Origin of the sequence: Paraeggerthella sp. Marseille-Q4926 (genome assembly GCF_916618935.1) — a bacterium.
Classification (GTDB): Bacteria; Actinomycetota; Coriobacteriia; order Coriobacteriales; family Eggerthellaceae; genus Paraeggerthella; species Paraeggerthella hominis.
In genome coordinates this window covers 51108-74792 of the sequence record NZ_CAKAKF010000001.1, presented here as the reverse complement: position 1 = coordinate 74792, position 23685 = coordinate 51108, and the positions used below count along the sequence as shown (strand labels likewise).

At 63.8% G+C, this 23685-nt stretch carries 8 protein-coding genes; 2 read left to right on the top strand and 6 right to left on the bottom strand.

Features of this window, described 5'->3' with window-relative positions; translation table 11 throughout:
* The 6 genes from LG373_RS00295 to LG373_RS00270 all read right to left on the bottom strand — a co-directional run bounded on the left by LG373_RS00295 (window position 1) and on the right by LG373_RS00270 (window position 21097).
* A complete protein-coding gene (locus LG373_RS00295; RefSeq protein WP_225748666.1) occupies window positions 1-7521 on the bottom strand; it encodes a non-ribosomal peptide synthetase in 7521 nt (2506 codons plus the stop codon).
* 86 nt (window positions 7522-7607) lie between these two features.
* The gene (locus LG373_RS00290; protein WP_225748665.1) at window positions 7608-8270 is read right to left on the bottom strand and encodes a 4'-phosphopantetheinyl transferase superfamily protein; all 663 of its coding nucleotides are present in this window, start codon (window positions 8268-8270) and stop codon (window positions 7608-7610) included.
* Window positions 8271-8281: 11 nt separating this feature from the next.
* Window positions 8282-8509: an acyl carrier protein gene (locus LG373_RS00285; protein WP_114566527.1), complete on the bottom strand. Its 228-nt coding sequence runs from the start codon at window positions 8507-8509 to the stop codon at window positions 8282-8284.
* Window positions 8502-10211 carry a long-chain fatty acid--CoA ligase gene (locus tag LG373_RS00280; protein ID WP_114566526.1) on the bottom strand — a complete coding sequence of 570 codons (1710 nt, stop codon included), beginning with the start codon at window positions 10209-10211 and terminating at the stop codon, window positions 8502-8504. Before LG373_RS00280 ends, LG373_RS00285 begins: the two co-directional genes overlap by 8 nt.
* 207 nt (window positions 10212-10418) lie before the next feature.
* A complete protein-coding gene (locus tag LG373_RS00275) occupies window positions 10419-10994 on the bottom strand; it encodes a hypothetical protein (protein ID WP_216529042.1) in 576 nt (191 codons plus the stop codon).
* A gap of 161 nt (window positions 10995-11155) precedes the next feature.
* Window positions 11156-21097 (bottom strand): InlB B-repeat-containing protein, encoded by a 9942-nt coding sequence (locus tag LG373_RS00270; RefSeq protein WP_225748664.1) that lies wholly within the window; start codon window positions 21095-21097, stop codon window positions 11156-11158.
* Between the two features lie 495 nt (window positions 21098-21592).
* Here LG373_RS00270 and LG373_RS00265 point away from each other — a divergent pair, with 495 nt between their 5' ends.
* Together LG373_RS00265 and LG373_RS00260 are read left to right on the top strand one after the other, a co-directional pair.
* Entirely contained in the window at window positions 21593-22555 is a 963-nt protein-coding gene (locus LG373_RS00265) for a transglutaminase-like domain-containing protein (RefSeq protein WP_225748663.1), read from the top strand.
* A 45-nt stretch (window positions 22556-22600) separates the two neighbouring features.
* Window positions 22601-23653, top strand: coding sequence for a type II secretion system F family protein (locus LG373_RS00260; RefSeq protein ID WP_114566522.1), 1053 nt, complete (start codon window positions 22601-22603; stop codon window positions 23651-23653).
* The last annotated feature ends 32 nt before the right edge of the window (window positions 23654-23685 follow it).

Here is a 23685-nt window from a genome sequence, read left to right as displayed (position 1 = left end):
TTAGCTCCTTTCTCGAACGGGGCCCGAAGCCTCGACGGCGGCTTGAATCTGAGCGAAGTAAGGGGCGAAGTACGCCGCATCGGGGTCCGGCCAGGAAAAGCCCTTCGCCTGCAACGCAGCGCACGTGGCCGCCACCGACGCCTCGGTGGGTTGGGCGGCAGGGTGTTCCACAACATCCCGAACGATGCCGAACAAGCTTTTGAACTCGCTGTTCAGGCGTTCGGAAACGCGCTGGGCAAACGCTTGGTCGGACACCGGCTCAACAGGGTGGCCGCAACGCCGCAAAAGCGCAGAAAGCTCCTTGACGTCGATCTGCCGATCGCTGCATACGTGCGCAATGCAATGCGAGTCGCACGTTGCCAAAAGCACGATGGAGCGCGCGCATGAGTCGACGGGCGTCATCTCGAACCGTTCGGCCAGGCTTTCAGGATAGCATCCCAAACGGGCGTAAGCGGCAAGGCGCATCGCGAAGGCGTTGCGATGAACGTCGCGCTGAAACGCCCCGTCACGAGCGCGGCCCGTCAGATTCCCCACGCGAAACACGCGACCCGCAGCGCCCTTCGCGAAAGCGTCGAGCACGACGGCCTCAGCCCGGTACTTGCTTCGAGCATATTCGTTGAAATCGACGTCTTGCCCCACGTCGAACGATCGCTCGTCGAACAGCGCACCGCCCCTGCCGGCCACGCTCATCGTCGACACGTGCATGAACTGCGCTTCCAGCATAGCGGCCAGCTCCAGCATGCGACGCGTGCCCTCGACGTTGACGCGTTCGTACTCCTCGCGCCGACCAACATGGTCGGTGATGGCCGCGCAGTGAAACACCGCGTCGATCGCACCGAGCGACGCGGCCAAACCGCGATCGTCTTTCGCCACGTCTCCACGCACGGCGCGGACCACAGGGGCAAAGTCCATCCCGTAAGCTGCCAGTGCATGATCGAGGCGCACCTGCGCCTCGACGTCGTCAGCGGCGCGCACCAGGCAAAGCACCTCCCCCGCGCCCGCAGCTAAAAGCTCCGCCACCACATGGGCGCCCAGAAACCCGGTTGCTCCCGTTACGAGCACACGGTCGAGAGAACATGCGGCAACGGGCTTTTCGCAAGCCGCTGCCGCATTGCGCGCAACCGATGCCGCCGCTTCGCTTCGATCGGCCAAACGACGATCCGATGCGCTTCCGCCCGTGTTCTGCTGATGCTCGGAAACGCTCTTCGCGCCAGGCATGTGCGCACGTGCGAGCAGATCCCCGATGGTATCGGCATCGTAGAAATCCTGCGTGCGCAGCGTCCACCCGTGCGGGGCGAGCCGCGCCTGGATGGAGATGACCGCCAAGGAGTCGCCTCCCAGATCGAACACGTTGTCGGTCAGGCTGACGCCGCGCACTCCCAGGACGTGCTCGATCGCGCGCAGGAGCCGTCGTTCCTCGGCCGAATACGCCCGCTTCGCAGGCGCGCCGGAAAGCGGGCGGGAAGGCTCGGCCGTCGTCGCGCAAGCGCTCGCGTCCGGATCGGGAAGGCGCCCGCGATCCACCTTTCCGTTTGCCGTTTCGGGCAGAGCCTCGAGATAAACGAAGCGCGCGGGCACCAAAAACGAAGGGAGCTGCGCCGCAAGCGCAGACCGCAACCGCGAAACCTCATGCGACTCGGACGCCGTATAGTACGCAACCAGCTGCTTGCGCTCTCCCGCCCCGTGCGCCACCACCACGGCTTCGGCGATGCCGTCAAGAGCGCACAGGGCCGCTTCGATCTCGCCGGGCTCGATGCGCAAACCGCGCACCTTCACCTGATGATCGACGCGCCCCGCAATGAACAGCTCGCCGTGCTCGTCGTAACGGCACACGTCTCCCGATCGGTACATAACGCCTCCCTCGTGAAACGGATCAGGGAGAAAGCGCGACTCGTTCAGATCGGGGCGGCCGATGTAGCCCGGCGACACTCCCGCTCCGGCAATGTAGGCTTCCCCGTACGTTCCCACGGGAACAGGCCGCAGCGCCTCGTCGAGCACGTAGACGCGCGTGTTCGCGATAGGTCGCCCAATGCTCACGTACGCGCAGTCGGTCATATCCTGAAACGAAGTGTACACGGTCACCTCGGTCGGGCCGTACCCGTTTTTAAGACGTGCGCCAGGCATGATGCGCTTGCACGTTCGAACCAACGGAAGCGGCGGCTTCTCTCCTGCCAGCACCACGGTCGAAAGCCGCGAAGCCGCTTGGACGAACGCCTGGTCGCGCACCATGATTTGCATGCGCGAGGGCGTCGCCTGCAAAAAATCGACCCGTTCGCGCTCGATAAGACCGGCCAGCAAACGAGGCTGTCGAAGTTCCTCTTCGTCGGCGAGCACGGTACGGCAGCCGTACGTCAAGGGAAGCAGCGCGTCCGCAACGAAGATATCGAACGACATCGTGGTCACCGAGACCGCGGTCCATGCAGGACGGTAACCGATGCACGAAGCCATAGCATCGCGCAGGTTCGCCACGCCCGCACGCGTAAGAAGGCTTCCCTTCGGCACCCCGGTCGACCCGCTTGTGTAGATGACGTACGCAGGGTCGTCCGGCTTCGCCTCGGAGCACCTGCGCATACGCTCGTTGCGAGCCTGCGCCGAATCCAACGAGGCGCGCGCAAGAAGCGCATCCTCGACGACCACCCTTGCCGCGGCGGACGGGACCTCCGGGCAGGCGTCGCACGTCTGGCGATCGACCAGCACAAGGCGCGCCCCGCTATCGGCCAGCATGAGCGCCTTGCGATCAGCCGGATACGTCGGGTCGACGGGAACGTAAGCAGCGCCCGCTTTCATAACGCCGAACAAAGCCGGAAGCAGCGCCGCGCTGCGACGCATCATGACAGCCACCAGTGCTCCGGGCCCTGCCCCTGCTTCGGCAAGAGCGCATGCGATGCAGTCAGCTTGCCGATCCAACTCGGAAAACGTCAGCCGACCGTCCGAGGCCACAACGGCTTCGTCGCACGGGCGCTGGTCGGCAAGGTCTTCCACCCACGCGCAGAGAGGCCGGTTGCGAACGGGCACCTTATCTCCCGCAAACCCGCTTGTCACCAGCTGATATTCTTCCAAGGGCAGCACGCTCACGCGCGCGACGCCCTCGTCGGGAGCCTCGAACAGCGTTGCTGCGGTATGGACGAAACGATCGAGCATGCGCCGCGCTGCTGCAGCGGAAAACAGGTTTCGATCGTACTCCAATCTGCACGTCAGGCCGTCCGCCGCTTCGTAGGCGAACAGCGTCACGTCGAGCTTCGCCGTTGCAACGTCCACGAACCGAGGCGTTGCGGATACGCCTTCAAGCGTCAAGTTCACCTGGTCTTTCCCGAACACGAGCATTGCATCGAACAAGGGGTTGCGCCCGCGCTGACGCGCGGCCCCCGCATCGGTCACGATGCGCTCGAACGGATAATCCTGATGGAAAACGGCTTCGCTCAAAGCGCGATGCACCGCGTTGAAGCATGCGCGGACGGTCTGCCCGTCCGAAAACGCGCACCGCACCGGAACCGTGTTGATGAAAGCGCCCGCCGTATGCTGCATCGCGGGTTGCATCCTGTTTTCCACGGGCATGCCGATCACCACCTCGTCTTGCAAGGCGGTACGGGAAAGCACCAGCCCGAACACGGTCATGAGCGCCGTAGCCATCGTTGCCTTTTGGGAGCGGACAAGGGCATGCAACGATGCGAGCGCGCTCGCGGCGATGCGCGCCTCGCACGTTGCCCCCTTCCGTTCGCCCGTTCGAGGGCGCTCGGTGGGCAGGGCCAGCACGGGAAGGTCACCGGAAAGCCGTTCGCGCCAATACGCCGCATGTTGCTCCAAAGCGTCCGAGGCAAGGCGCCCCTCCAGCCAAACAGCGCAATCTTTGTAATCGACGGCAAGAGGAGGCAACGCGTCCCCCTGGTACAAAGCGGCGAAGTCGTCGAGCACGATCCGAAGCCCCGCCTGGTCGCAAACGGCATGATGGAAGTCGAACAGCAACGCATGCCGCCGGGGCGTTCGAATGGAGACAAGCCGCATGAGCGGAGCGCTTGAGACGTCGAAGGGCCGAACGCGCCGCTTCGCGCATGCCGCGATGCGGGCGTCGGCGCACGCAACCGACTCGTACGGCACCTCGACCGAACGATGAACCCGTTGCACGATCGCGCCGTCGCGCACGTGCAGCGACGTGCGCAGAACGGCATGCCGAGCGAGCAGCTTTTCCAAGGCGGCCTTGAGCCGGTCCTCGTCGAGCATGCCTTCGAACACGAACAACGCCGGCACGTTGTAAGCAACGGAATCGGGGGCCTCGCTTGCCGCCAAAACCATGCGCTGCTGCGTTGACGTGGCCGGATAGTAACGGCGCGCTGCCACGGGCTTCACCGGCTTGCAGTAGCTGGCCTCCGCCCGATCGATCAGCGCGGCACAGGCGGCAAGCGTCGGGTCGCGGTACACGTCCACCAAATCGATGTTCGCATCGAAGGCATCGGCCACTGCGGCTATCATGCGCACGATGGACAGCGAATCCCCGCCGATTTCGAAAAAGTGATCGTCGGGACGAACGCAACCCATCCCCAGGATGCCCTCCCACAGCTCCGCGAGCTTTCGCTGAGTATTGGTTTCGAACGAGCGCGCGCCCACCGCCTCCCGTTGAGGCTTGGGGAGACGACGCACGTCAAGCTTTTCGCTTGTCGTAAGAGGAAGCTCGTCGAGCTCCACGAAGCACGAGGGAACCATGTAGAACGGCAGCGATTCGGACAGGTGCGCCTTCATCCGCGCAGCAGGGGGCACGCAGTCCCCCGCCACGTACGCGCACAGCGATTTGCGTCCGTCCTGCTCGTCGTGCGCCACCACCGCCGCCGAACGGATCCCCTCCAACTGCAGCAGCCTGTTCTGGATCTCTCCCAGCTCAACGCGGTACCCGCGAATCTTCACCTGGCGGTCGATGCGCCCGAGAAACTGGATTTCGCCAAGCGGATACCAGCGGCCCACGTCGCCCGTGCGGTAAAGACGCTCCCCTTCCACGAAGGGAGACGGCACGAAGCGCTCGGCCGTCAACTCGGCACGCGCAACGTATCCCCTGCTCACGCCAGCGCCTCCAACGTACAGCTCACCTGGAACGCCAATCGGAACCGGATTGAGGTGCGGGTCCAGAATGTAGACGCGCACGCCGTTCATGGGCCGACCTATGTTGACGTCGACACGGCCGGTCACGTCGCAGCACGTGGCCGCAATCGTCACTTCGGTAGGTCCGTAGAAGTTCGTGACGCACGACGACGTAACCTGCTGGATGCGCCGCAGCAGCTCGGGCGGAAGCACGTCGGCCCCCAATCCGATCTCCCGAACCCCTCGCAGCGCATGAGCGCCCGCCTGGGCCGAAAGGATCATCTCCATGCGTCCCGGCGTGACCATCATAAGGTCCACGCGCTCTTTCCCCATAAGCGCGCACAGGTCGTCGGGGTAGTCGGCCTGCCGATCGTCGGCCACCACGAGCGTACGGTTCGAGAACAAGCCGACAGCCGCCTCCATGATGTTGATGTCGAACGACACTGGCCCCACGCACAGCATCCTGCCGCCGGGGGTGCGACCCCACACCGCGCGCATCGACAGCACGAAGTGGGCAATCTGCGCATGTTCGACCACCACGCCCTTCGGCGTGCCGGTCGAGCCCGACGTGTAGATGAGGTACGCCGCCTGGCCGGGATCGGGAAAGCGCCGTGCAGCGCAGATCCCCTCTGAGGCAGCACCCTCCAAGCAGCGGCTCTTCCCCGCGGCCGCCTCCGATCGCACGCAAGAAACGCGCCGCACAAGCTCCTCGGCGCGCAGCGAGGCCACGGGGACCGACAGGAGCGCCCCCTTCTGTCGGTCCTCCAAATCCCCTGGTCCAACCAGCGCGAACCGCGTGCCTGACTCGTTCAGCATATAGCGAACGCGCTCCTCGGGAAGCGAGGGATCAATGGGCATGAACGCCGCGCCCGCCTTGAGGGCGCCCAGCATGGCCGCATAGTAGACGTCGCTTCGCGGCAACGCAAGCGCGACCACATCGCCCGGCGCAACCCCCGCGTTCGCGAGCACGTTGCCAACCTCGTCGGAGGCCCGGTCCAAATCGGCCGCCGTCCAACTTCGACCGCGATAGGTCAACGCCGGTTCGCAAGGGCCCTCGGCAACGCGGCGCTTCCACAGACTGACCAGGTCGGTTCGCTCGAAGCCGTCATCGGTGTCGTTGAACCGGTACAGCACCTTGTCTCGCTCTTCCGCAGAAACCATGGCAAGCTCGAAAAGCCGCTTTTCGGGATGAGCAACGGCATCGGCTACGATGTTGCACAAATGCTCGTGGATGAAATCAACTTCCTTCGCCGCGAACAGGGGCGAGAGGTAATCGTAATCCAGCACGAAACGCCCGTTGTTCTCGCGATCGTTCCAGTGAATGTTGAGCGAGGATGCCTGATGCCCGCTGAAATGCCAACGCCCTTCGTAGGAGAAGCAGCGCTTCTTCGTTTCGAACGTCCCCACCTGGTACGACAAGGAAATATCGTACAGCTGGTCGATGTCGGGACGACGTTCGCGAATCTTCTCCATGAGCACGTCGTACGGATACCGCTGATGCTTGAGAACGGAAAACCATTCGTTGGACACCCCTTCGGCAAAATCCAAAAACGCACGCTCGTTGTCGACCGCCACCCGCACGGGCACCGTGCTCACGTACATACCGAAACGCTCACTGGACCCCGCGAACGTGCGGTTCGATACAGGAGCGCTTATGACCAGGTCTTCTTTCCCCAACACGCGATTCAGATACACGGAAAACGCGGACAGCAGCAACGCGAACACCGACACGCGATGCTCTTTGCAAAAGCCCCGCACCGCCGTGGAAAGCTCAGCTGAAAGCACGCACGCCTTGCGCTTCGCTTTCGTTGCAAAGCAGTCCGACGTTCGAGGCTTGAGCAGCGTGGCATCGGAGAAGTCGGAGAACCGCTTGAGCCAGTACGCCTCGTCGTAAGCGAATCGCTTGGATTCCCGATAGAGACGTTCCTCCTCGACGTAATCGAGATACGAAATTGCAGGCCGGGGCACGGGAGTTTCCCCGCGCAAAAGCATGTCGTACCAGTCCATGACCTCGTTTGCGAACACCACGAACGACACGCCGTCGGAGATGATATGGTGCATCTTCGCGTACAGGTACCCCTCGTCGGGGGCGGTTTTCGCCAAAGCGAAGTAATAGAGGGGGCTGTCGATCAGCGACATGGGCGCCTGCGTTTGACGAACATCCCACTCATACAGCCCCTTCACGCCCGTGGAGCTGAAATCCAGTCGATCGATATGTACGGGCCGATGTGCAGCCACATACTGCATGGGCTGGCCGTCGACAAGGCAGATGCGCAAGCGAAGAGACTCGTTCGCCTCCAAAAACAGCTGAATGGCCTTGTCCAGCAAATCGAAATCAAGACGCCCGCGAATCTTGAGCGTACCGGCGTTGTTCCACATGCTGGTTCCCGGATGCGATTGCTCGACATGCCAAATGCGGCTCTGCGGGTGAGTCAACGGATACCGACCTGCCATAAGGGACGCTCCTTCGTTTCTGCTTGCGCGCGCCGGCGCATCGGGCAACGGCAACGCGCTACGGGTATCCTCGTTTTGCTTCACGATCACAGCCCTTCCCTTTCGGCAAAAGCAAGCAACTCCTCAATCTGCACGGTTCGAGGAGACGCCCGCAACGGGGCGGGTTTCGGCAACGCAGCGCACACGGAAGCCGAATACCCGGCAGGAGCATCAACCGCGCATGACGACACGCCTTCCGGAAGAATAAGATCGGCCCTTCCAAGACCCGCGATTCCAACTCCCCACCACTTCAGCTCGCTTTCCATGCGAGCCCAGCAATCGCAGAAGAGCGTTGCTTTGTCGGAAGATTCCAGCCATGCTTCGAACGAGGCCGCGTCCATAACCTTGCGCGCAAGCCGCTCGTCCGCCTGGCGCCGTTGCTGGATATCCACGCCAATGGGGACATCATCGATCCCGACCAGGACGTACGATCCGGAATGGCTCAAACTGAATTCGACCGAGCCGTCAGCGTAGCGCACGAACGGCTTTCCGTAATCGCCCTCGAAGCGCTCAACGGCGCGCAAGTTCACGCCCCGCTTTTCATGCAGCGCCCACGCAAGCAGAACCTCGGCGAGCGCCATGCCCGCGCGCTGCTGCGCAACGCGGCAACGCTCCATGCGGGCGCGCTTCGCCGGCGTCGCAAAGGGAAGCGCCGCTTTGGCGAGCAGCTTCTCGTCAGCGGCGGGCACGGATGCAAGGAACAGGTCCATGGCGCTTCAGCCTACGCTTCGATCGCTTCCAGATAACGCACGATGTCTTCGACCGTCACGAACTGGCGAATGTCTTTTTCCGGTATCTCCCGGTCGAATTCCATCTCGAACGCGCACACCAGCTCCACCAACTCAAGCGAGTTGATGCCCAGGTCGCTCAGCACGTCGGTATCAAGCGTGATCTCCAGGTCGTCGCGCTGGATGTAGCCCTGGATGATGCTTCGAACGCGATCAAACATGTACCATTCCCTTCGTATCCTCAACAAGCAAAAACCGCTTTACCTTGCGCGTTGTCGTTTTCTCGAACGGCTCGGCGCGCACCGCAAACGTTGCTATGCGCTTGTAAAACGCCAGGCCCCTGTTAACGCGCCTGATATCGGCGCGCACCCGATCCCGAGCGGCCGCCGCAGCTTCTGGAGACTTCGCATCCAACCCGATAGCTTCAAAGTCCGGGTAGATGTGCGCCGCCAAGCACTCGGAACCGTTGCCTGTTCCAGGCCCGCCGATAACCACCGCTTCGGCTACGGAATCGCACGCCGTCAAAGCACGCTCGATTTCCTGGGGCATAACGTTCTTGCCGTTGCTCAGGACGATGATGTCTTTGCACCGACCCGTGATGTGCAGAAACCCATCCGCGTCCAAACATCCCAGATCGCCCGTTGGAAACCAACCGTCGACCAGCGTTTCGGCTTCTTCATCCAAGTACCCCGCCATGACCGACGGGCCGTTGACCCAAATCTGCCCGCTTTCGTCGAACCGCACGCGCGCGCACGAAATCACTCGGCCAACGGAATCGTCTTTGAACTCGTTGTTGCGGTTGACCGAAACAATGGGAGAACATTCGGAAATGCCGTACCCTTGAATAAGATTGATGCCGAGAGAGCGGTAAAACGGCGCATAGGCTGGATCGAGCGGCGCTCCTCCGCAGATGACAAGTCGCAGACGGCCGCCGAACGCCTCCCGGGGCTGCGCGAGCAACTTGTCCGAAACGTCGACGCCAATGCGCCGAAGCAGCGAGCTTGCTTTGCAGGCGAAAGCAAGTTGTCGTTCGCGGCCGCCCTCTTTTGCGGCGCGAAGAATCTTGCTTCTGAACGTTTCGACGTACAAGGGGACCAAGCACAGAATGGTAGGCTTGAACGCGTCGAGGCATTTCGGGAGCATTTTCAAACCGGAGCAGAGCCCCACGGTGCACCCATAGTACAACGGACAGAAGATGCCCGCCATGTCCTCGTAGGCGTGATGGATGGGGAGAACGGAGACCAGCGTATCCTGCGGGCCGAAAAGCACCAGCTCGCAAGCCCCTTTTATATTGGATGCGAAGTTTCGATGGCTCAGCAAAACGCCCTTGCTCACGCCCGTGGTTCCCGATGTGAACAAAATCGAGCACACCGCATCCGGATCCAGTTCAACCCGCGCGTACCGATCGTTGCCGAGCGCGATCTGATCTCGCCCGCAAGAAAGCAGGTCACATGCCAATTCGCCCGCAGACAACGACCCCATGTCAAAAAGCTCCACATCGAGCCCGCGGCGCTCCTTCAACGCATCGGCCGCGCGACGCGCCTCGGGCGCGTACGATGCAGTATGGCACAGCGCATCAACGTTCGCCCTTGCCATTTGGTCGACGATCTCAGAGCAGGAAAGCTCTTTATCGAAGGGAACCACCGTCATCCCGCTGTTGACGATCGCGAAGTACGCAAGAATCCACGCGTAGGAGTTTTCCCCGATGAGCGCGATGCGCTTGCCGGCGTACCCGCGCTCCAAAAGCGCGGTGCCCAGGGCCCGCACGTCCTCGAGAAAGCAAGCGTAGCTCACTTCGCGCAGCCCCGAAGAACGCGACAGCTCGGCAAATGCGGTTTTACCCGAAAAGAGCCGCGCGCTGCGTTCGAGCAGATGACGCAGGTCGGGTAATTCCTCGATGTCGTTAAGTCGATAGCTCCTCATACGAGAATCACAACCATTCTACTTGCAATTAAACGTTCAAAAGCCTACCAGGCCCTGCAAGCAAGAGAAGCGTCTACCCAACTTGCACCGCAGGACTCACGCGGTCGAACCATGATCAAACGACGATGTCGCGTAAGCTAAGAAGCAGCCCTTCCAGAAACTTCGCCGGAAGGGCTGTCGATGCAAGCGCGACCAGAAAGGCGGCTTTTAAGCCGCAGCTCCTAGCGTGGTCAAAATAGCAGCCAATTCTTCGGGCGTTCCAAACGGCTTTTCCTCGCCAGTGGCCGCAACGACCACTTCGCCCGTCCATGCGCGGCGCGCGGACGCAGAGGAATCCAATGCGGTCTGAGCAGATTCCATCGACTGGTCCTTTACGGCCTCGGGGTTTTCTTCCGTCCGGAATTCCTTCGTGCGCACGAAATACTTCGCTTGAAACGCTTCCTTATCGGGAAACTCCTCGCGCGTGAAGTCGTACTTCAAGTTTTCAACAATGGAAGCTACCACGTCTTGCATGGGCTCCCCCTCCGAAAAGCGCATAAGCCCCTTTTCGCTGTTGAACGTGGCATTGTCGCCCACGTACACGGTTCTAATGCGCCGACGGCGAACCCGCTCCGCGCGAACGATGACCGCGATGGAAACCGCGATAACCGCCCACCATACGATGGACAAAACCAGGTCAAGCGGATCGTCGACCCTGTTAAAGCCCAAGAAGTACCACAGCCACAGCAGAAATACCGAGATTGCCGCAAGCAGGGCAAAGACGATGACGTTGCTCTTTTTCATGCGTATCCTCCCTTCCCTACTCGTTCAACCCGGCAGCTGCAACCGTCCCCGCAGGAGCACCCTGAGAAACGTTTGCCGCGGAGGCCTCGTCGTCGAACCGAGAAGGCGCGCCGGGAGCGGGGTCACCGCCCCCGGTCAGGTTGTCTTCGTACTGCTTCAGCTTACGAGAGAACAGGCTGCGACGCAGCGTCACGCAAGCGGAATATATGGCCGTGACAATGATGCCCAGTATGATGTACCAGTGCACCCAGCACGACGCATGATCGTGACCAGCAAGCGGCGTTTCCCCATCGGAGATTTCGGTTTCGCGCTGAGCAAGCGGGGTCTCGTTGTCGCCGATGACCGCTTCGGCAGCGCCCCCGAGCACGTCCACGATGGGCGCCGGCGGGGTCGGCCGTGCCGTTGCCGTCGGTGGCGTAGCTCACCGCGTAGGTCTGGCCGTCGTCGGGGACGAACTTGGCCGTGAAGGTGGTCGCCTTGTACAGGTCGCCGTCGCGGTCGACGTTGGCGGCGGCCAGCTCGGCGCTCAGCGCCGCCCCGGCCCCCTCGATGCGCGCGTCGCCCTTGTACCAGCCCTCGAACTTGTAGCCGGGGGCGGGCGCGGCGGTCGAGCCGGTCACGCCGGAGGTGCCGAGCACCTGGATGCCCCGGTTGTCGGCGGGGTCGGCCGTGCCGTTGCCGTCGGTGGCGTAGCTCACCGCGTAGGTCTGGCCGTCGTCGGGGACGAACTTGGCCGTGAAGGTGGTCGCCTTGTACAGGTCGCCGTCGCGGTCGACGTTGGCGGCGGCCAGCTCGGCGCTCAGCGCCGCCCCGGCCCCCTCGATGCGCGCGTCGCCCTTGTACCAGCCCTCGAACTTGTAGCCGGGGGCGGGCGCGGCGGTCGAGCCGGTCACGCCGGAGGTGCCGAGCACCTGGATGCCCCGGTTGTCGGCGGGGTCGGCCGTGCCGTTGCCGTCGGTGGCGTAGCTCACCGCGTAGGTCTGGCCGTCGTCGGGGACGAACTTGGCCGTGAAGGTGGTCGCCTTGTACAGGTCGCCGTCGCGGTCGACGTTGGCGGCGGCCAGCTCGGCGCTCAGCGCCGCCCCGGCCCCCTCGATGCGCGCGTCGCCCTTGTACCAGCCCTCGAACTTGTAGCCGGGGGCGGGCGCGGCGGTCGAGCCGGTCACGCCGGAGGTGCCGAGCACCTGGATGCCCCGGTTGTCGGCGGGGTCGGCCGTGCCGTTGCCGTCGGTGGCGTAGCTCACCGCGTAGGTCTGGCCGTCGTCGGGGACGAACTTGGCCGTGAAGGTGGTCGCCTTGTACAGGTCGCCGTCGCGGTCGACGTTGGCGGCGGCCAGCTCGGCGCTCAGCGCCGCCCCGGCCCCCTCGATGCGCGCGTCGCCCTTGTACCAGCCCTCGAACTTGTAGCCGGGGGCGGGCGCGGCGGTCGAGCCGGTCACGCCGGAGGTGCCGAGCACCTGGATGCCCCGGTTGTCGGCGGGGTCGGCCGTGCCGTTGCCGTCGGTGGCGTAGCTCACCGCGTAGGTCTGGCCGTCGTCGGGGACGAACTTGGCCGTGAAGGTGGTCGCCTTGTACAGGTCGCCGTCGCGGTCGACGTTGGCGGCGGCCAGCTCGGCGCTCAGCGCCGCCCCGGCCCCCTCGATGCGCGCGTCGCCCTTGTACCAGCCCTCGAACTTGTAGCCGGGGGCGGGCGCGGCGGTCGAGCCGGTCACGCCGGAGGTGCCGAGCACCTGGATGCCCCGGTTGTCGGCGGGGTCGGCCGTGCCGTTGCCGTCGGTGGCGTAGCTCACCGCGTAGGTCTGGCCGTCGTCGGGGACGAACTTGGCCGTGAAGGTGGTCGCCTTGTACAGGTCGCCGTCGCGGTCGACGTTGGCGGCGGCCAGCTCGGCGCTCAGCGCCGCCCCGGCCCCCTCGATGCGCGCGTCGCCCTTGTACCAGCCCTCGAACTTGTAGCCGGGGGCGGGCGCGGCGGTCGAGCCGGTCACGCCGGAGGTGCCGAGCACCTGGATGCCCCGGTTGTCGGCGGGGTCGGCCGTGCCGTTGCCGTCGGTGGCGTAGCTCACCGCGTAGGTCTGGCCGTCGTCGGGGACGAACTTGGCCGTGAAGGTGGTCGCCTTGTACAGGTCGCCGTCGCGGTCGACGTTGGCGGCGGCCAGCTCGGCGCTCAGCGCCGCCCCGGCCCCCTCGATGCGCGCGTCGCCCTTGTACCAGCCCTCGAACTTGTAGCCGGGGGCGGGCGCGGCGGTCGAGCCGGTCACGCCGGAGGTGCCGAGCACCTGGATGCCCCGGTTGTCGGCGGGGTCGGCCGTGCCGTTGCCGTCGGTGGCGTAGCTCACCGCGTAGGTCTGGCCGTCGTCGGGGACGAACTTGGCCGTGAAGGTGGTCGCCTTGTACAGGTCGCCGTCGCGGTCGACGTTGGCGGCGGCCAGCTCGGCGCTCAGCGCCGCCCCGGCCCCCTCGATGCGCGCGTCGCCCTTGTACCAGCCCTCGAACTTGTAGCCGGGGGCGGGCGCGGCGGTCGAGCCGGTCACGCCGGAGGTGCCGAGCACCTGGATGCCCCGGTTGTCGGCGGGGTCGGCCGTGCCGTTGCCGTCGGTGGCGTAGCTCACCGCGTAGGTCTGGCCGTCGTCGGGGACGAACTTGGCCGTGAAGGTGGTCGCCTTGTACAGGTCGCCGTCGCGGTCGACGTTGGCGGCGGCCAGCTCGGCGCTCAGCGCCGCCCCGGCCCCCTCGATGCGCGCGTCGCCCTTGTACCAGCCCTCGAACTTGTAGCCGGGGGCGGGCGCGGCGGTCGAGCCGGTCACGCCGGAGGTGCCGAGCACCTGGATGCCCCGGTTGTCGGCGGGGTCGGCCGTGCCGTTGCCGTCGGTGGCGTAGCTCACCGCGTAGGTCTGGCCGTCGTCGGGGACGAACTTGGCCGTGAAGGTGGTCGCCTTGTACAGGTCGCCGTCGCGGTCGACGTTGGCGGCGGCCAGCTCGGCGCTCAGCGCCGCCCCGGCCCCCTCGATGCGCGCGTCGCCCTTGTACCAGCCCTCGAACTTGTAGCCGGGGGCGGGCGCGGCGGTCGAGCCGGTCACGCCGGAGGTGCCGAGCACCTGGATGCCCCGGTTGTCGGCGGGGTCGGCCGTGCCGTTGCCGTCGGTGGCGTAGCTCACCGCGTAGGTCTGGCCGTCGTCGGGGACGAACTTGGCCGTGAAGGTGGTCGCCTTGTACAGGTCGCCGTCGCGGTCGACGTTGGCGGCGGCCAGCTCGGCGCTCAGCGCCGCCCCGGCCCCCTCGATGCGCGCGTCGCCCTTGTACCAGCCCTCGAACTTGTAGCCGGGGGCGGGCGCGGCGGTCGAGCCGGTCACGCCGGAGGTGCCGAGCACCTGGATGCCCCGGTTGTCGGCGGGGTCGGCCGTGCCGTTGCCGTCGGTGGCGTAGCTCACCGCGTAGGTCTGGCCGTCGTCGGGGACGAACTTGGCCGTGAAGGTGGTCGCCTTGTACAGGTCGCCGTCGCGGTCGACGTTGGCGGCGGCCAGCTCGGCGCTCAGCGCCGCCCCGGCCCCCTCGATGCGCGCGTCGCCCTTGTACCAGCCCTCGAACTTGTAGCCGGGGGCGGGCGCGGCGGTCGAGCCGGTCACGCCGGAGGTGCCGAGCACCTGGATGCCCCGGTTGTCGGCGGGGTCGGCCGTGCCGTTGCCGTCGGTGGCGTAGCTCACCGCGTAGGTCTGGCCGTCGTCGGGGACGAACTTGGCCGTGAAGGTGGTCGCCTTGTACAGGTCGCCGTCGCGGTCGACGTTGGCGGCGGCCAGCTCGGCGCTCAGCGCCGCCCCGGCCCCCTCGATGCGCGCGTCGCCCTTGTACCAGCCCTCGAACTTGTAGCCGGGGGCGGGCGCGGCGGTCGAGCCGGTCACGCCGGAGGTGCCGAGCACCTGGATGCCCCGGTTGTCGGCGGGGTCGGCCGTGCCGTTGCCGTCGGTGGCGTAGCTCACCGCGTAGGTCTGGCCGTCGTCGGGGACGAACTTGGCCGTGAAGGTGGTCGCCTTGTACAGGTCGCCGTCGCGGTCGACGTTGGCGGCGGCCAGCTCGGCGCTCAGCGCCGCCCCGGCCCCCTCGATGCGCGCGTCGCCCTTGTACCAGCCCTCGAACTTGTAGCCGGGGGCGGGCGCGGCGGTCGAGCCGGTCACGCCGGAGGTGCCGAGCACCTGGATGCCCCGGTTGTCGGCGGGGTCGGCCGTGCCGTTGCCGTCGGTGGCGTAGCTCACCGCGTAGGTCTGGCCGTCGTCGGGGACGAACTTGGCCGTGAAGGTGGTCGCCTTGTACAGGTCGCCGTCGCGGTCGACGTTGGCGGCGGCCAGCTCGGCGCTCAGCGCCGCCCCGGCCCCCTCGATGCGCGCGTCGCCCTTGTACCAGCCCTCGAACTTGTAGCCGGGGGCGGGCGCGGCGGTCGAGCCGGTCACGCCGGAGGTGCCGAGCACCTGGATGCCCCGGTTGTCGGCGGGGTCGGCCGTGCCGTTGCCGTCGGTGGCGTAGCTCACCGCGTAGGTCTGGCCGTCGTCGGGGACGAACTTGGCCGTGAAGGTGGTCGCCTTGTACAGGTCGCCGTCGCGGTCGACGTTGGCGGCGGCCAGCTCGGCGCTCAGCGCCGCCCCGGCCCCCTCGATGCGCGCGTCGCCCTTGTACCAGCCCTCGAACTTGTAGCCGGGGGCGGGCGCGGCGGTCGAGCCGGTCACGCCGGAGGTGCCGAGCACCTGGATGCCCCGGTTGTCGGCGGGGTCGGCCGTGCCGTTGCCGTCGGTGGCGTAGCTCACCGCGTAGGTCTGGCCGTCGTCGGGGACGAACTTGGCCGTGAAGGTGGTCGCCTTGTACAGGTCGCCGTCGCGGTCGACGTTGGCGGCGGCCAGCTCGGCGCTCAGCGCCGCCCCGGCCCCCTCGATGCGCGCGTCGCCCTTGTACCAGCCCTCGAACTTGTAGCCGGGGGCGGGCGCGGCGGTCGAGCCGGTCACGCCGGAGGTGCCGAGCACCTGGATGCCCCGGTTGTCGGCGGGGTCGGCCGTGCCGTTGCCGTCGGTGGCGTAGCTCACCGCGTAGGTCTGGCCGTCGTCGGGGACGAACTTGGCCGTGAAGGTGGTCGCCTTGTACAGGTCGCCGTCGCGGTCGACGTTGGCGGCGGCCAGCTCGGCGCTCAGCGCCGCCCCGGCCCCCTCGATGCGCGCGTCGCCCTTGTACCAGCCCTCGAACTTGTAGCCGGGGGCGGGCGCGGCGGTCGAGCCGGTCACGCCGGAGGTGCCGAGCACCTGGATGCCCCGGTTGTCGGCGGGGTCGGCCGTGCCGTTGCCGTCGGTGGCGTAGCTCACCGCGTAGGTCTGGCCGTCGTCGGGGACGAACTTGGCCGTGAAGGTGGTCGCCTTGTACAGGTCGCCGTCGCGGTCGACGTTGGCGGCGGCCAGCTCGGCGCTCAGCGCCGCCCCGGCCCCCTCGATGCGCGCGTCGCCCTTGTACCAGCCCTCGAACTTGTAGCCGGGGGCGGGCGCGGCGGTCGAGCCGGTCACGCCGGAGGTGCCGAGCACCTGGATGCCCCGGTTGTCGGCGGGGTCGGCCGTGCCGTTGCCGTCGGTGGCGTAGCTCACCGCGTAGGTCTGGCCGTCGTCGGGGACGAACTTGGCCGTGAAGGTGGTCGCCTTGTACAGGTCGCCGTCGCGGTCGACGTTGGCGGCGGCCAGCTCGGCGCTCAGCGCCGCCCCGGCCCCCTCGATGCGCGCGTCGCCCTTGTACCAGCCCTCGAACTTGTAGCCGGGGGCGGGCGCGGCGGTCGAGCCGGTCACGCCGGAGGTGCCGAGCACCTGGATGCCCCGGTTGTCGGCGGGGTCGGCCGTGCCGTTGCCGTCGGTGGCGTAGCTCACCGCGTAGGTCTGGCCGTCGTCGGGGACGAACTTGGCCGTGAAGGTGGTCGCCTTGTACAGGTCGCCGTCGCGGTCGACGTTGGCGGCGGCCAGCTCGGCGCTCAGCGCCGCCCCGGCCCCCTCGATGCGCGCGTCGCCCTTGTACCAGCCCTCGAACTTGTAGCCGGGGGCGGGCGCGGCGGTCGAGCCGGTCACGCCGGAGGTGCCGAGCACCTGGATGCCCCGGTTGTCGGCGGGGTCGGCCGTGCCGTTGCCGTCGGTGGCGTAGCTCACCGCGTAGGTCTGGCCGTCGTCGGGGACGAACTTGGCCGTGAAGGTGGTCGCCTTGTACAGGTCGCCGTCGCGGTCGACGTTGGCGGCGGCCAGCTCGGCGCTCAGCGCCGCCCCGGCCCCCTCGATGCGCGCGTCGCCCTTGTACCAGCCCTCGAACTTGTAGCCGGGGGCGGGCGCGGCGGTCGAGCCGGTCACGCCGGAGGTGCCGAGCACCTGGATGCCCCGGTTGTCGGCGGGGTCGGCCGTGCCGTTGCCGTCGGTGGCGTAGCTCACCGCGTAGGTCTGGCCGTCGTCGGGGACGAAGCGGGCCCAATAGCTGCCCCCGGCATAAACGCCGTCTACCTTAGAAGGAACGAAACGCGCGTCACGGGAAATCGGATTTCCCGATGCCTCCGCGTTGTCATACCAGCCGTCAAATCTATACCCAGAATCTGGCGAAGCCGTCGAGCCAGAAGCGATGCCCGTTACAGGAGCGATCGTTTCGGAAGCACTGCTTACCGACCCGCCCGTCAAAGCGGTATACGTGTAAGTTACAGGCTTGCTTTCCTTCCATTGAGCGTACAGCGTGGTGTTGCCCGTCAGCGAAAGAACTTCGCTGACGGAGTAAGACCTGCCCGAACCATCAGGTTTCGTGTTCCAAACCGCGAAAGAATACCCTGCCCTGTCAAACATACTGTCAGGCAGCGTTACATAATCGTTCTTTTCAGCCGTCCATGTTTCCGTAGCAGGGTTGCTCCCGTAGTTAGCATTGAAGACAAGGCTCACCGCCAAACTAGGATTCACGTAACGAGCAACGAGCTTTGTATCGCCGTTCATCTTGATAGTGTTCCCCGGATAGTACGTGCGACCAGATCCGTCAACCTGCCAACCGACGAATGTCTTGCCGGACGCAGAAAGCAAAGCGTCTTTTACAGGAGCCTTTACGCCAAGCGCGTAGCTGTTAGTATCGACAGGCACGCTTCCGAAACCGATCCCCTTGTCGTACGTCAAAGAAAACCCATCGGTTTTCCAGCGCCCGTACAAGGTCACATCACCGGATACAGGCGTCTCCCAGCTATAGGCAACCAGGCGATCGGTTCCCGGAAGATACCAGTACCATCCAAGAAACTCGCCCAGACCCTCATAGCCCTGACCCACAATGTACACCCCAGGATCTTTGATGTACTCGCCCTGAGCAATACCCTGCGTCTTTACCGGGGTCCCATCTCCCTCGTGCGTGTAGAACTTGGCGGAGTATTGGGAGGACTCCCATTTCGCATATAATTGGACGTTGCTGCCCGGCATAGTGGCTGTACCGAAATCGTAGGGCAGCATATAGTCGCTATCCAGATACCATCCCTTGAATACGTAATGTTCGCGAGTGGGGTCGTCAGGTTCGTGCTGAGCCATAGGAGCTTCGTACAAGACCGTTTTAGAGAGAACAAAGCTTCCGCCCATGGAGTTGAAGGACAAGGTGTATGCATTGCGATCATAATAGAAGTTGTAGGTAGACACCCACTGGCTCCCGTCCCATTCCCAGACAGGATCTGTATTGTAGTCCGATTTTTTGGAAAACCCGCCGATGGTCTTCGCGCTTAGGCTTCCGCTGTGAAGCAGCTCTTGCGTATATTCGTTAAGAGCGCTGTAGTATTTGCCGTTCGGCATTTGTTTCGCATCCGCAGGAAGATTAGAGGGATCCGCCACCTCAAGCCAGTAGTTTACCTGGCTTCGCGACACCGTGTTCCACGACGCTGTCGCCGTTATCACCTTATCGTTGTTGGCGCTCGCTATGATATCTTCGGTCATCGTAAAACGATGGCTCACGAACGTGCTGTAGCCGAAGCCGGTCCACCCGGCAAAGCCCTGATTCCGGTTGCTCCAAAACGTCGCATTCTTAGATGACACCCAAAGGCTTCCGATAGACTGCTCGTATTTTGCTGCAAACGAATACTTGCTGGAGTTCCAGCCTCCACTGTACAGAACACCGTCAAAGCTCATCCAACGAGAACTGCTACTGCCCAGATCGAATTGCACCGTATACAGCGTACGCTTGTAATACACGTTTATTACCGTGGAGCCCGTGCCGGAAATCTGGGTCGTATCGCCGAACGCGTAGTATCCGTACTTAGCCAGGTCGCTGTATTGATTGGGATTCAAAAGACCTGAAGCCCGCAAGCTATCGCCCGACACCGTGCTCCCCGCTTGAGCGCGCATGGTAACTTGCTGGCTAAACGAGTAATTGCTCGTATTCGTGCCGGCATCGCCGGCAATATTCGCATGCTCGAAGTTGTACACAAGCGTGTAATCGACGGTCGCGCCCTTCCATACGCCGTACAAGACCGTATCGGCCTTGATCTGCGTATCGAAGTTGAACGCCCCCGAGCTTCCATCCTCGCTCGTCGACCAATACTGGAAGTCGTACCCCTCGCGAGTCGGATCGTTGGGCTTGGGGACGGTGCCGCCATCGCGCACGATCGCAGAAGGCACAGCCGACCCCTTGGAAACGAAGTGCACATAGTGCGTATCGGCGAAGTGCGGAACGAGCGTAATATTGCCCGTCACCGGGGTATTGAAGTTGTAAGGCTTCCCGTCAAGATACCAGGCATCGAACTCCTGCCCAGAAGGGGCAACGGGAGTATGCTCGGGCTGCTTTGCCTTTTGATTGTTCGAGACCTCTTGCGTCTCGACAACCTTGCCCGCAGCATCCTGGAACAGAACGACCCATTTGTCGCTGAATTTGGCAACAAGCTCGATATCGGCCACAACGGGCGAGGCGAAATCAAAGCGATTGGAAGACAGCGAACCGTCCTCCATCTTTTGATACCAACCGAGAAACGCAACGTAACCTGCAGGAATGACAGGCGTCGCAGGCTCGGGGCACATTTCGCCCTCTACCACGTTTTTCGAAATGGGATCGTTTCCTTCAGCAGTGAACGTGACCGTATGCAACGCAGCGCTCACCGCATCGACGGCAAGAACGGGCGACAAATGGCTCAACGTCGCCCGAGTTCCATCGGAAACCTTCTCAACGTCTGCTATATTGCCCTCGGAGTGATACAAAGACGTGGACCCGGCCTTCAAATCAGCGTTCGCCAACGTCAGGGAAACGTCGCCTTTAGGCTGGATCTGATTCCCCGCGGCGTCGAACAGCGTCACATCCACGGCGACAAAGCCGACCAGCTTCTTTCCTTCGGCCGAAGCTTTCTCCTCGGCAACTTGGCGAACGTCCTCGCCCCCAAGCGGAACGACCTTCATGGCAACGCCCGCAGGGAGCACGCCAGCGGGCGCCTCCAAAGAGACCGTGGTCGCACCGACCGTTTGGGAGAGAGAAACAGCCGGAGCATTGGAATTCCCAGTCGTATCAACCTTCGAGTCGCCGGTAATAGGCGTGGTCTCGGGCGCCGGCGCAGGCTGCTCGGCCTCCACGGCCTCGGCGTTCACGGTAACCACCAGCGTGCTGTCCACGTGCTCGGCGGCAATGGCGTAGCCGCCGTCAATCTCTTGAACCGGTACGTTCTCGCTCGCGGAGTTGCGTGCAACAACCTGGGAAACCCTGTAGCCCGTATCGGCCGAAGCGGCGAACTTCAGCTCTTTGTGCAGCTTGGTTGTAAGCGTCTTGGCATAAAGAATCTGGTCCTTCACGGACACGTAGGCATGCTCGGCCTCAAACGTGACCACCGCTTCGTCAACCTCGGGCGCAACGATAGGCCCGGCCTGCGATGCGGACGAGTCAGATCCAGCGGCATCGGCACCGTGCTGCACGGCGTCTTGAACCGCCTGCTGATCCTGAGAGGCCTCAATGGTCTCCGCCGATTTCTGCGCAGAAGAACCAGCCGACGCTCCGTCGGCGCCGCCTTCGGCAAAAGCCGCGAAATTCGTCATGGTCAAAACCATGACAACCGCCATGAACACGGCCAGGCATTTGCCTTCAAACGTGTTTTTGAGATCGAGCATCTTCTCTAGCATACGTATCACCCACACTTCTACCGGATCGCCATTCCGGATTGACGCTTGCGCCGGGCAACTAGCCCGCACGATGCGAAGCGCGACGAGCGCTTCCCCTGTCAGTGTGCCGTTACGTTATCGAGCATGCTCGTGTTCGTGACTCCCGTGGTAGGCTTGCCCGAGCTTCCGTTCATGCGAAAACCGTACAAACCCTTAATTAGTTTACCATGCAAGCGTTCAAATGTCTCTTTGTCGGGTGCATTTTTCGGCTGTTTACCCAACTGTTGAATAAGCGGTAAAACCTGATGAACGTACATAAACAAGCAAATCGAGCCCTGGGGCGCCCTTCGAAACAACACATCCTCCATGCCTTTCCCGCAGCTTGGCGTACCCTGCGATCCACGCTGCAGCATAGCGGTATAATGCCCAATACGGCTCAACCCCAGAAAGGCGTGCATGCAGGAAGACGCTGCGATAGTCGTCCCTTGTCGACAGTCTGCGAAATCGGCGGCTTCCATGCCCCGGAGAATTCGCGCGCACCGCATCTTCCGCTGCCTGCGCGCGGCCGCGTTCGCCTGCGCGCTCCTGGTTCTTTTGACAAGCTGCAGCGAAAGCGGCCGAGGAACCGACTCTCCGTCAAGCGGCAACCAGGGGCAAACCTCCGGGCCAGCCTTCACGCAGACCGAACCCGCCCTCTCCCCCTTCGACGCATCGGCCGCGACCAACCTCGACGGAGCGCTCATAGACGCTTCCCATCTTTCGGAGGGTTACGTTTCGGTCAGCGCCACATCGCAATCTCGATTGAAGTTCCAAGTGAAAAGCGGGGGTCTGGAGTACAACTACGACCTCCCCAACGACGGTACGCCCATATCGTGCCCGCTCAGCGAGGGCAACGCAACCTACTCTTTCACCGTATGGGAGAACACGTCGGGAAACCGCTATGTCGAACTGGCCAGCCTGCCCGATCAAAACGTGGCCCTTTCCGACGAGTTCCAACCGTTCATCAGGCCCAGCGTCTATTGCAACTACGGACCGGACAGCGCCGCGGCAAAACTGGCGAACGAGCTATGCGCCAACGCGCAGAACCAAGGCGACGTGGTGCGCGCCGTTTACACTTGGATCGTGGACAATGTAGCGTACGACGAGGAGAAAGCCGCTGCACTTGCCGACGCAACCGGATACGTTCCCTCCCCCGACGCAACCATCAACGCCAAAACCGGCATCTGCTTCGACTACGCATCCCTCGCAGCGGCTATGCTTCGTAGCCAAGGCGTTCCCTGCAAGATAATCACCGGAAACGTCTCGCCTGATAATATATACCATGCATGGAACATGATATATATTGATGGCACGTGGATCGGCGCCGGTATCGACGTCAGGCAGAACACCTGGACGCGCATCGATACCACGTTTGCCGCAGGGGGCGCGTCAAGCTACGTCGGAGACGGAACCGGCTACACCGATCGTTACACGTACTGACATGCTAGTTTGCGCATGAGGGCAAGATAAGGAGCGAGTAGGGACATGGCCACGAAGATGCTCGAAAGCAGTGCGATCGCCGCATTTTGCGAAAGCGCCGCCGTCATGCACTCAGCCGGCATTCAGATGGACGAAGCCGTCTACCTGCTAGGCGAAAACATGCAGGACGCCGCGTTCAAGAACGCCTGCGACAGCGTATATGCAGAGCTGATCTCAGGGAAATCACTGGCTGAGGCTTTGGAAAAGTCAGAGAGCTTCCCCCATCACGTGGTGGACATGGTTGCCGCCGGCGAACACTCGGGACGCTTGGAGAACGTGCTGTGGAGCCTGGCGAAGTACTACGACGAAGAAGACCGCCTGTACGCTAAAACCAAAAGCGCCGTTGCCTACCCCGCCGCGCTCCTGTCCGTGATGACGGTGATCCTGCTGTTCACCGTAGCCGTCATCCTGCCCGTGTTCGTTGACGTTTACACCGGCTTGACTGGCAACCTGACCAGCGGATCTTTCGCTTACGTGAACGCGTCCATCATCATCGGATGGACCGCTTTGGGCATTACGCTGCTTTGCACGGTGCTGGTGCTTGTTGGCATCGTCGCCAGCCGCTCGCCCCAAGGCCGCAGCAAGCTTGTCCGACTGCTCGAACGCATGCCGCTCACGCGCGAACCGCTGCGTCAAATGGCCGTCGGGCGGTTCACGGCCGCACTCGCCACGTTCGTCGCAGCCGGCGTAAACACCGACACCGCTATGGAGCGCGCCGTTGCCATGGTCGACCATCCCGCCTTGAAATCCCAGCTTGAGAACGTGCGCGGCCAAATGACCGACCCGTCGCTCGGCAAAAGCCTGGCGCAAGCAGTATTCGACAACAACGTGTTCGAGCCCGTCTATGCGCGCATGCTCGTGGTAGGCACACGCTCGGGAAGCCTGGAAACCGTGCTGGCCAGCTTGTCGGACACGTTCTTCGACGACTCCTCCATCCGCCTCGATCGCCTCATCGACAGCGTGGAGCCCACCTTGGCGGCCTTTTTGACCGTCAGCGTGGGAGCAACGCTGATAGCCGTCATGCTGCCCCTTATCGGCATCATGGGATCGATCGGATAACGCCATGTACCGCGAGATGACAAAACAGGAGA

Coding starts and splice junctions, on each gene's coding strand:
- LG373_RS00295 (WP_225748666.1), bottom strand. CDS start 7,521: ATGGCAGGTCGGTATCCGTTGACTCACCCGCAGAGCCGCATTTGGCAT.
- LG373_RS00290 (WP_225748665.1), bottom strand. CDS start 8,270: ATGGACCTGTTCCTTGCATCCGTGCCCGCCGCTGACGAGAAGCTGCTC.
- LG373_RS00285 (WP_114566527.1), bottom strand. CDS start 8,509: ATGTTTGATCGCGTTCGAAGCATCATCCAGGGCTACATCCAGCGCGAC.
- LG373_RS00280 (WP_114566526.1), bottom strand. CDS start 10,211: ATGAGGAGCTATCGACTTAACGACATCGAGGAATTACCCGACCTGCGT.
- LG373_RS00275 (WP_216529042.1), bottom strand. CDS start 10,994: ATGAAAAAGAGCAACGTCATCGTCTTTGCCCTGCTTGCGGCAATCTCG.
- LG373_RS00270 (WP_225748664.1), bottom strand. CDS start 21,097: ATGCTAGAGAAGATGCTCGATCTCAAAAACACGTTTGAAGGCAAATGC.
- LG373_RS00265 (WP_225748663.1), top strand. CDS start 21,593: ATGCCCCGGAGAATTCGCGCGCACCGCATCTTCCGCTGCCTGCGCGCG.
- LG373_RS00260 (WP_114566522.1), top strand. CDS start 22,601: ATGGCCACGAAGATGCTCGAAAGCAGTGCGATCGCCGCATTTTGCGAA.